Below are 9,477 nucleotides of genomic sequence, written 5' to 3'. Positions count from 1 at the left end.
CCGGACTGGGCGGTCCACGTGGCGCTGTGGGAGCGCGGCCCCGACGGCACCGGCGGGATCACCGCGTGCGCGATCGCCATGCCCGCGTACGGGCGGGTGATCACCGGCCGTGGTGCCACCACGTACCAGCCGATCTCCATCATCCGCGGGCCGCGCCCGGGTCCCCTGGTGCCCCCGCGGGAGGACGACCGCCTGCGCATCGCCGTCTCCGAGGCCGATCCACCGGCCTTCGCGGAGGAACTCGCCGAGTCCCTGGGAGCGTCGCTGGCCCGCCTCGGCTCGGGTGGTGGCAAGACCGCCACTGTGGTGGAGGACGAGTGCGACGCCTACATCCACACCAGTGGCCACCACCAGTGGGATTCGGCCGCCACCTACGGAGTGGTACGCCAGCGCGGACTGCACGCCAGCCGACTCGACGGGTCAGAACTGGTCTACAACGTCGAGCAGATAGATTTCCCGGACCTGCTCGTGTGCAAGGAGGACGTCGCCGACCGCATCATCGAGGGGGCCCGGCAGTACCTCTGATCCGGCTCCGGACCGACGTACCTGGCCTCGCGACCCCGCCTGGTCGTCGAGGACCCGCCTAGTCCTCGAGGCCCCGGTAGCCGGCGAACCGCTCGGCGATCTGGTCCTCGGTCACCCCGTAGTCGGCGAGTGTGTAGCGGTGTGCGGGTGCGCGGTCGCCGGACAGGCTCCTGGCGTTCTCCGCCTCGACCGCGTCCCGCACGTCGTCGTCGAGCCCCGCGCCGGCCGCGGCGTACACCCGTTCCACCACTCCCGCCGGGTCCTCGATCAGTTCCCGGTGGTTGACGTCGACGAACGTCGCCTGCGAGCCCGGGTCCGCCTCGTGCCGTGAACGGACCGCGTCGAACTCGGCCACGCCCCGCGCCCACAGGTCGAGCTGCGAGGACCCGATGTAGTCCGGGGTGAAGCGGGTCGACCAGTCCGCGGCGGTCCGGTGCGCCAGCGAGAACATCGACGCCATGGACTTCCGCGGATCACGGTGGGTCTGCACCACCACGGCGTCGGGGTACACCTCGAGGAGTGCGTCCAGCGCGAACAGGTGGCTCGGGTTCTTGAGCACCCAGCGGCGATCGGGGTCGTCCGCACCGATCAACTGAAGGTTCCGCTTGTGCCGTCGGTACGCGGGGACCCAGTCCACGCTCTGCAGCCATGTCGAGTACCCGTCGAGCCTGACGAGACACTCGTACGAGGCCGACGTCGCGGACTGGCGCAGCAACTGCCAGCACTCCTCCAGGTCGTCGGCGGAGATGTAGTGCACTCCTCCGTAGTCGGGATTCTCCGACATGAACCCGGCGTACAGGTCGCGTAGTCCCCGGTAGGTGGGGTCGTCCTCCCACTGGTCCCGCGGCGGCCTCGGCTTGGGCACCTCCGTGAGCCACAGCTCGAGCCCCTGGTTGGCGGGGTCGGCGCCGAGGAGCCGGTGCAGCGCCGTGGTCCCGGTCCGGGGCAACCCGGTGACGACGACGGGCCGCACGATCTCGATGTCCGCCTGGGCCGGGTCCGCGGTGAAGCCCGCCTGCGAGACGAGCCGCGCCACCATCGCGCCCTTGAGCACGGACCGCCAGTACTTGCTCCCGGCCGGGGTGAGCCCGGCATCGGAGTGCAGGGAGTCCAGGAGGACGCCCAGTGCCTCGCGGTGGTGGTCCTGCCCATCGCCGAAGTCCTCCAACCCGATCGCCCGGGAGGCGCTCGCGTGGAGGTCCTCGACGGTCCCGACGTGCACCCGCTCGTCGTCGGTCACGGTCGATCCGGTCATGAGAGTCCTCTCCGCGCGAACGCGTCCTGCCGCGCGGCGATGCGCTCGCGCCACTGCTCGGAGCTCACCCGCTGGTCGTCGTAGCCGGGGACCTCGCTCGCGAGCTGGTCGAACGGCACCACTGTGACCGCCGGACCGAGCTCCGGGGTGATGGGCTCGCTCACCCGCTGCCACCGGAACTGCATGATGCCCTCGCGGTGCCCCAGGGTCTCGATCCAGTTGGCCAGACCGGGGTCGCGGTCGGCCACGACGAGGTGGATCATGCCGTCCTCGGAGACGTGCGCCTGGTCCGCGGTGAGGCTCGTCTGGTGATGCACGTAGTCGAGCGAGGCGTACCACATGCTGCCCAGCTGGAACCCCTGGTACGGGACCCCCGCGACGGGAACGGAGATCACCATGGCCTCATCGGCCCCGAGCTCGAAGACCCCGGCCGAGGAGAACTGGGTGGTGAGCCCGCCGGGGGTCTGCCGGGGCTCGTTCAGTGTGTTGCGCTCCTGGTCACCGAAGAACCACTCCGGGAACGCCAACCACGTCCGCAGCCTCCCGACCAGCGCCTGCGCGAGCTTGGCGTAGAACTTCTCCTGCCCGGCGAGCGTCACCGGTTCCGGCGCGGTGCCCACCGTGTCGACCCTGCGGAGGATCGCCGACCCGGCCACCTCCCGGCTCCAGTCGGAGTACACCTCGCGGACGGCGATCATGGACGACCCCGGGTGCAGCACCACGTAGCCGGAGTCGCCCTCGTCGTCGTCATGCCGTGGTGGCCCCAGGCGGAAGCGGTACCGACCGTCGTCGTCGATCTCGAGAGCACGGTCGTCGAACGCGGCGTGCGACGCGGCGCGTTCGTCGGCCGAGTACGTCCCTGCCATGACCTGGAACGACAGGTCCGCGGTGGTGCCGCGACGACCCTCGATCACGTACTCGGCGCCGTCGGCGAGGTTGGCGTAGAAGTACAGGGTGTCCGGGTTGTCCAGGCCCATCTTGGTGTACGGACCCGTGGCCTGGAACAACTGAGGGTGTGTGCGTCCGCGGTGCTGGCCGGTCTCGATGGCCCCGCGGATGGTCCCGAGCAGATAGTCGAGCCCCTCCGCGACGTCCTCCTCGGTCCGCACGTGCGGCGCCGACCGGATGATCTCCTCCGCCTCGGCCAGCGCCCGCGCCAACGGCGCGGTCGCCCCTGCTGCCCCGTCCACTGCTGCCCCGTCCATCGCGCCGCTCACAGCCACGTGTACGAGTCGGCGGACGTGATGAAGTTCTCGAGCTCTTCCTGTTCGGGCGTCGGATCCACGATGTCCTCCTCGATACTCAGATATGCGCCGCGGTAGAACAACAGCGGCCGGACGTCCCGCTCGGTCGGTCCGAGATGGGCGACCCGGCCCAGGACGATCCAGTGGTCGCCACCGTCGAGGACCTGGTCGATCTCACAGTCCAACCAGGCCATCACGCCGTGGATCACCGGCGAGCCGAGCGGGCTCGGTGACCAGTCGATCGACGCGAACTTGTCGTCGCCGCGACGGCCGAAGGTGGAGGAGACGCCCTCCTGTTCCTCGGAGAGGATGTTGACGCAGAACCTGCCGGCCGCCTCGATCCCTTTCCACGAGCCGGACGTCTTCATCGGGCAGAACAGCACCAGGGGTGGTTCGAGGGACAGGGCGGAGAAGGACTGGCACGCGAAACCGACCGGCGCGTCCTCCGTGACCGCCGTGATGACGGTGATCCCGGTACAGAACTGGCCGAGCGCGTCGCGCAGGTCCCGGCTGGAGAAGCTCTGTCCCTCCGGGGGGTGGTCGGTGCTGCTCATGTGAAGTCGGTCCTCCCTGGACTGGGGTGGTGCGTGGGCGTCATCGCCTCCCGGGCGGTCCCGCCCGGGAGGCCAGCCTAGGCTTCTACTTGAAGCCGACGGAGAAATCGTGTCCCCACAGGCTCACCGCCGTGGACTCCCGCGCGACCCAGTCCGCATCGTCGACCTGCACGCCCTCGCAGCCGTACTCGCAGTCGAAACCACCGGGCGTCTTCATGTAGAAGCTGAGCATCTTGTCGTTGACGTGACGACCGAGCGAGGCCGACATCCTGACCTTCTTGCGCAACGCCCGGTCCAGCGCCAGCCCCACGTCGTCGGCCGACGCGACCTCGACCATGAGGTGGATGATCCCGGTCGGGTTGGGGAAGGGTGTGAACGCCAGGGAGTGGTGGCGGGGGTTGCACCCGAGGAAGCGCAGCCAGGCGGGCTCCCCGTCGGCCGGTCGACCCACGATCTCCGGCGGCAGACTCATCGAGTCGCGGAGGGAGAATCCCAGGACGTCGCGGTAGAACTCGAGCGCCGCGACCTCGTCCGGGGTGGAGAGCACGATGTGGCCGGCACCCTGGTCCCCCGTGACGAACTCGTGGCCGTAGGGCGTGGGGATGCGGCGGTGCTGTAGCGCGATGGTGTGGTAGATCTCCAGCGTGAACCCGGCGGGGTCCTGGCACGTGATCAGTCCGCGGACCTTCCGGTCCCGCTTCACCTCGTCCGAGCCCTCCTCCCAGGGGACCCCGGCGTCCTCGAGACGGCGCCTGACGTCGTCGAGTTCCGCCTCGTTCGCACACTCCCAGCCCACCGCGGCGAGCGTGTCCTCCGGCCCGGGGACGATGATCCACCGATGCGGGTTCTCGTCCATACGGAAGTAGAGCGCGTCGGGGTCGTCGCCCTTGCCCTCGACGAACCCGAGCACCTTGGTGCCGTACTCGCGCCAGGCCTCCATGTCGGTCGCGTAGATCCGCACATACCCGAAGTTGCTTATCGCCATGCCAAGTCAGTCCTCTCGATCGGCTCCGGCGGATCAGACCATGGAGTCCGCGACCTTCTCGCCGAACTCGTTCTGTCCGTACATGATGTACGCCTTGGTCGCCTCGTTGGCCGCGTGGACCCGACCGGCGTTGGCATCGCGCCAGAACCGCTGGATCGGCGAGGTGTCCTCGAGCGCGCGGGCGCCCGAGTTCTGGAACAGCAGCCCGATCGCGTCGATGGCCCGCTGGGTCGCGCGGACCTGGTCCCGGCGGGCGCGGGTGCGGATGTCCATGCCCGGGAACTCGCCGGCCTTGATCAGATCCATCTCCTCGCGGACGTTCCGCATGAGCTGCAGCCATGCGGCGTCGATGTCGCCCGCCGCCTCCGCGAGCCGCACCTTGGCGAACGGGTCGTCCTTGGCCTTGGTGCCGAACGCGGCGCGGACCCGCGCGCGCTGGTGCTCGCGGTGCACCTCGTAACACCCGAACGCCATCCCGACGATCGGCGTGGAGATGGTCGTGGGGTGGATGGTTCCCCACGGCATCCGGTAGATCGGGTTGGTGTTGACCTCGAGACCCGGGCTGGTCGTGTTGGCCATGTCCCCGAAGGACAGCACGCGGTGCGCGGGGATGAGCGCGTCCTTGATCAGGATGTCGTTGGACCCGGTGCCCTTGAGTCCGGCGACGTGCCAGACGTCGAGGATCTCGTACTGCGACTTCTCGACCAGGAAGGTGCAGAAGTCGATCATCTTGCCGTCTGCGTCCAGCACCGGACCGCCGACGAACACCCAGTCGGCGTGGTCACAGCCCGAGGACCAGGACCACTTGCCGTTGAGGAGATACCCGTCGTCGTTCTTCGTGGCCGCACCCATCGGGGCGTAGGACGACGAGATACGGACTGTGGTGTCCGACCCCCACACGTCCTCCTGCGCCTGCTGGGGAAACAGGGCCAGGTGCCAGTTGTGGATCCCCAGGATGCTGGCGCACCACCCGGTGGACGGGCACGCGGAGGCTATGGTCATGGCCGCCGTGTAGAAGGCCTCCATGTCCGCCTCGTACCCGCCCCACTGGGCGGGCTGGCAGAGCTTGAAGAAACCGGCCTCGTCGAGCTCCGCGATGTTCTGCGGATGGACCCGGCGTAGGTCCTCGGTCTCCTGCGCACGCTCGGCGAAACCGGGCAGCAGCGCTTTGATCCGGTCGATGACCTCGTGGTTGGCGTGCTCGCTCATGTGATCCCTCTCTGGCTTTTGTAGGCCGCTTGACCCTAGACTAGAACACGTTACAGTTTTGCACCAGACTGAATACCCCCGAGTGCAGGCTATGGCACCCCGTGCCAGCGCCGACGGGGATTGGTTGTGACCGGCAACCCGATTCTATAACCTGTTCTCATCCGGCTCATGCCCTCAGGAGGATCATCATGACCGCAACTGGCTCGGCCCCCGGAGCCGTCCGAGAGATCGACACGGGTGAGGCGCGGGAACGCTACGCGCGCGGCTGGCACTGCATCGGCACCGTCAAGGAGTTCAGCGACGGCAAACCGCACTCCATCCAGGCGTTCGGCACCAAGCTCGTCGTGTGGGCGGACGACCAGGGCGAGGTCAAGGTCCTCGACGCCTACTGTCGCCACCTCGGAGGCGACCTCTCCGACGGCGAGATCAAGGACGGCAACATCGCCTGCCCGTTCCACGACTGGCGGTGGGGTGGCGACGGCAAGTGCAAGGGCATCCCCTACGCCAAGCGGGTCCCCCTGCGCGCCAGGACCCGCGCGTGGACCACGAACATCCAATCCGGTCAGGTCTTCGTCTGGCACGACCACGAGGGCAACCCGCCCCGCGACGAGGACGCGATCCCGGTAGTCACCGAGTACGGCACCGACGAGTGGACCGACTGGGAGTGGAACCGCCTCGTGATCGAGGGGTCGAACTGCATGGAGATCGTCGACAACGTCGTCGACATGGCGCACTTCTACTACATCCACTTCGCGTTCCCGACGTACTTCAAGAACGTCTTCGAGGGCCAGACCGCCACCCAGTACCTCAACACCAAGGGCCGGCCGGACCACGACCCGACCGGCGGCAAGTACGGGGACACCCTTCTGGAGTCCGAGGCGTCCTACTTCGGCCCCGCGTACATGATCAACCCCCTCAAGCAGAAGTACGGCGACTTCGAGACCGAAGCCATCCTCATCAACTGCCACTACCCGATCGACCAGAACTCGTTCGTGTTGATGTACGGACTCTCGGTGAAGAAGCCCGCGGGCTTCGACGACGCGACTTCCGCCAAGATGGCCGCGAAGATCGCCACGTTCTTCGGCGAGGGGTTCCTCCAGGACGTCAGGATCTGGCAGCGCAAGTCCCAGATCGCGAACCCGCTGCTGTGCGAGGAGGACGGACCCGTCTACCAGCTCCGCCGCTGGTACGAGCAGTTCTACGTGGACCGGGACAAGGTAGAGCCCGAGATGCAGGAGCGTTTCGAGTTCGAGGTCGACACCACCGCCGCCAACACGTACTGGGAGAGCGAGGTCGCCGAGAACCTCCGCAAGCAGGAGGCGGGCGAGGCCGAGACCTCGGACGAGCAGACCCAGTACACCGGGATGGCCGAGGTCGCCGGGGAAGCGAACGCCTCCCGAGCGGAGACCTGATGTTCAAGCAGCACGACGCCCGGCGCGCCCCCACCTGGGATCGGTCCGACCCGGCGCGCGCCGCGCGTCTGCACGGTGACACGGACCTCGACCGCGAGACCTACACCCGGGCGGGCTTCCAGCCCGTGGAGTGCCGCACGTGCGGGACCTGCGCGTCCGTTCGCAAGAACAGCGAGAAGCACACCTCGATCCAGTGGACCGCGAACAGTGACCGCGCGTGCCCCGTGCTCTCCGAGTGGCGGGCGGGCGGGGAGCGGCCCCAGGGCGAGGACACGTGCCCCCGGATGCTCGCGAGCATCCGGTACGCCTACGCGGAGGGTCTGATCACGCTCGCCGACGGCGTCGATCCCGCTGACACCGATCACATGGTCAACCCTCTGTTCGTCCCGGAGTAGGACGTCCCGGAGTGACCTCCCGAACCGCCGCACGCAAGCGATAGGCTCCCAACCCATGACCGCCACCCCACAACTCGGCTCCTTCGTGCGCGAACTCTCGATCGCCGAGGTGATCGAGGAGACGGCCGACGCCAAGTCGATCGTCTTCGAGATCCCGGCCGGCGCGGAGGACGATTTCCGATACACCCCCGGCCAGTTCCTCACCCTGCGGATCCCCAGCGACCGGACCGGGTCCGTGGCGCGGTGCTACTCCCTCTCCAGTTCCCCCACCGAGGACTCCCGTCTCAAGGTGACCGTCAAACGCACCGTGGACGGCTATGGATCCAACTGGCTGTGTGACAACGCCGAGGTCGGCATGTCCATGCACGTCCTGGCACCGTCGGGCATCTTCACGCCCAAGAATCTCGACCAGGACTTCATCCTCCTGGCCGCCGGCTCCGGAATCACCCCGGTGATGTCGATCCTCAAGTCGGCGCTCTCCCAGGGCACCGGGCACATCGTCATGGTCTACGCCAACCGCGACGAGAAATCCGTGATCTTCAAGGACGAACTGCAGACCCTGCAGCGGGAGAACCCCGACCGGCTCACCGTCCTGCACTGGCTCGAATCGGTGTCGGGCATCCCCTCCCCCGAGATGATCGGGAATCTGCTCCACCCGGTGGCCACCAAGCGCCAGTCGTACATCTGCGGCCCGGCACCGTTCATGGAGACCGTCAAGGACGGCCTCCGCCGCGCGGGTGCCGACATGCACCTCATCCACACCGAGGCCTTCTCCTCGATCGAGGGCGACCCGTTCGCCGAGATCGTGATCGACGACTCGCCCTCGGATGACGGCGCCGGGCCGGCCATGGCGATCGTCGAACTCGACGACGAGACCCACGAGGTCTCCTGGCCCCGCAACACCCCGCTGCTCGACGTCCTGCTGTCGAAGGGGATCAAGGCTCCGTTCTCCTGCCGCAAGGGTGAGTGCTCCGCCTGTGCCTGCGTCCTGAAGTCCGGCGAGGTCGAGATGATCCACAACGGCATCCTCGACCCGGAGGAGGTCGAGGAAGGGTACGTGCTGAGCTGCCAGCTCCTGCCCAAGACCGATCGCGTCGAGGTCTCGTACTCCGAGTGACACACTCCAGGATGTGAACCACCCCCTCGTCACCTTCACCTCCCGCTACGGCTCCACTCGTCGGTACGCGGACGCACTCGCCGAGAAGCTCGGCACTCGCGCCGTGGAACTCGACTCGCCGGGGCACGCAGCCGCCGCCGACCCGTTGATCGTCCTGGCTCCCCAGTACGTCGCGACCATCCTCGGGCGGCGGCGCATCATCCGGGCTATCCGATCGGCTCCGGGCCCCACTGCGCTCGTCGTCGTCGCCCTCTCCCCCGCCGACGACCCCGGGCGCGGCACCCTCGCGCAGAAGCTCGTCACGGCCACCGGCCGCGCGGTCACGGTCTTCCAGTTGCGCGGAGACCTGGACCCGGACCGGCTGCGGTGGTCGGACCGGGTGCTCATGGCCGCGCTGCGCAGAGAATTGCGCAAGACCCCGGACGAACCGATGGCCCGGCTGCTGCTGCCACGGGAGCGAGTGGAGCTGGTCGACGAGTCCACGCTGGGGCCCGTGATCACGTGGGCGACGCGGCCGCCGTCGAACCCGGACTGACCGCCGGTCAGCCCCGCATCGCTCCGACCCCCACGATCACAGGGCCACCACCATGCCGAGACCGACGGCCAGGGCGACAGGGACCAGCAGTCCACCCAGGGCCGCGGCGAACCTGCCGCCTCCCAGACCGCCGGCCAGAACGAGCTTCACGCCGAGGTTCGTCAGGAGCCCTACACCGACGGCCAGTGCGGCCGCGCTCACCGACACGGCGCCGGCCGACGCGGCCGACGCAGCCGCGATCGCGGC

The 9,477-nt window shown here is 68.4% G+C and carries 10 protein-coding genes and 1 pseudogene; 5 read left to right on the top strand and 6 right to left on the bottom strand.

What is annotated here, in order from left to right; genetic code table 11:
* Positions 1–525 (top strand): inositol monophosphatase family protein (locus tag G6019_RS04770; protein ID WP_304506193.1); only part of this gene is annotated, 525 nt, incomplete at its 5' end.
* A 58-nt stretch (positions 526–583) separates the two neighbouring features.
* Here G6019_RS04770 and G6019_RS04765 read toward each other — a convergent pair.
* The 5 genes from G6019_RS04765 to hsaA form a co-directional block, all read right to left on the bottom strand.
* Positions 584–1,780: a sulfotransferase family protein gene (locus tag G6019_RS04765; protein WP_107755739.1), complete on the bottom strand. Its 1,197-nt coding sequence runs from the start codon at positions 1,778–1,780 to the stop codon at positions 584–586.
* Positions 1,777–2,985, bottom strand: a complete 1,209-nt coding sequence (locus tag G6019_RS04760; protein ID WP_107757974.1) for a hypothetical protein — start codon at positions 2,983–2,985, stop codon at positions 1,777–1,779. The genes G6019_RS04765 and G6019_RS04760 overlap by 4 nt, the downstream gene beginning before the upstream one ends.
* 8 nt (positions 2,986–2,993) lie before the next feature.
* Positions 2,994–3,578: a 3-hydroxy-9,10-secoandrosta-1,3,5(10)-triene-9,17-dione monooxygenase reductase subunit gene (gene hsaB, locus G6019_RS04755; protein ID WP_107755738.1), complete on the bottom strand. Its 585-nt coding sequence runs from the start codon at positions 3,576–3,578 to the stop codon at positions 2,994–2,996.
* A gap of 85 nt (positions 3,579–3,663) precedes the next feature.
* On the bottom strand, positions 3,664–4,563 hold the full coding sequence (gene hsaC, locus G6019_RS04750; protein WP_182612202.1) for an iron-dependent extradiol dioxygenase HsaC: 900 nt from the start codon (positions 4,561–4,563) through the stop codon (positions 3,664–3,666).
* Between the two features lie 33 nt (positions 4,564–4,596).
* Positions 4,597–5,772 carry a 3-hydroxy-9,10-secoandrosta-1,3,5(10)-triene-9,17-dione monooxygenase oxygenase subunit gene (gene hsaA / locus G6019_RS04745; RefSeq protein WP_107755736.1) on the bottom strand — a complete coding sequence of 392 codons (1,176 nt, stop codon included), beginning with the start codon at positions 5,770–5,772 and terminating at the stop codon, positions 4,597–4,599.
* Positions 5,773–5,960: 188 nt separating this feature from the next.
* Here hsaA and G6019_RS04740 point away from each other — a divergent pair, with 188 nt between their 5' ends.
* From G6019_RS04740 to G6019_RS04725, 4 genes are read left to right on the top strand one after another with little or no spacing between them, the layout of a single operon-like run.
* Positions 5,961–7,184 (top strand): Rieske 2Fe-2S domain-containing protein, encoded by a 1,224-nt coding sequence (locus G6019_RS04740; protein ID WP_107755735.1) that lies wholly within the window; start codon positions 5,961–5,963, stop codon positions 7,182–7,184.
* A complete protein-coding gene (locus tag G6019_RS04735) occupies positions 7,184–7,579 on the top strand; it encodes a hypothetical protein (protein ID WP_107755734.1) in 396 nt (131 codons plus the stop codon). The genes G6019_RS04740 and G6019_RS04735 overlap by 1 nt, the downstream gene beginning before the upstream one ends.
* Positions 7,580–7,634: 55 nt before the next feature.
* Positions 7,635–8,696, top strand: coding sequence for a ferredoxin--NADP reductase (locus G6019_RS04730; RefSeq protein WP_182612201.1), 1,062 nt, complete (start codon positions 7,635–7,637; stop codon positions 8,694–8,696).
* Between the two features lie 13 nt (positions 8,697–8,709).
* Positions 8,710–9,231 (top strand): flavodoxin domain-containing protein, encoded by a 522-nt coding sequence (locus tag G6019_RS04725; RefSeq protein WP_182612200.1) that lies wholly within the window; start codon positions 8,710–8,712, stop codon positions 9,229–9,231.
* A 36-nt stretch (positions 9,232–9,267) separates the two neighbouring features.
* Here G6019_RS04725 and G6019_RS04720 read toward each other — a convergent pair.
* Positions 9,268–9,477: pseudogene (locus G6019_RS04720) on the bottom strand (hypothetical protein); the annotation flags it as partial.

Source organism: Dietzia sp. DQ12-76 (assembly GCF_014145045.1).
In the GTDB taxonomy this organism is placed as follows: domain Bacteria; phylum Actinomycetota; class Actinomycetes; order Mycobacteriales; family Mycobacteriaceae; genus Dietzia.
The sequence above is the reverse complement of the archived record's forward strand: the minus strand, read 5'-3'. Positions and strand labels throughout refer to the sequence as shown.

Coding starts and splice junctions, on each gene's coding strand:
- G6019_RS04730 (WP_182612201.1), top strand. CDS start 7,635: ATGACCGCCACCCCACAACTCGGCTCCTTCGTGCGCGAACTCTCGATC.
- hsaA (WP_107755736.1), bottom strand. CDS start 5,772: ATGAGCGAGCACGCCAACCACGAGGTCATCGACCGGATCAAAGCGCTG.
- hsaC (WP_182612202.1), bottom strand. CDS start 4,563: ATGGCGATAAGCAACTTCGGGTATGTGCGGATCTACGCGACCGACATG.
- hsaB (WP_107755738.1), bottom strand. CDS start 3,578: ATGAGCAGCACCGACCACCCCCCGGAGGGACAGAGCTTCTCCAGCCGG.
- G6019_RS04760 (WP_107757974.1), bottom strand. CDS start 2,985: ATGGACGGGGCAGCAGTGGACGGGGCAGCAGGGGCGACCGCGCCGTTG.
- G6019_RS04765 (WP_107755739.1), bottom strand. CDS start 1,780: ATGACCGGATCGACCGTGACCGACGACGAGCGGGTGCACGTCGGGACC.
- G6019_RS04740 (WP_107755735.1), top strand. CDS start 5,961: ATGACCGCAACTGGCTCGGCCCCCGGAGCCGTCCGAGAGATCGACACG.
- G6019_RS04735 (WP_107755734.1), top strand. CDS start 7,184: ATGTTCAAGCAGCACGACGCCCGGCGCGCCCCCACCTGGGATCGGTCC.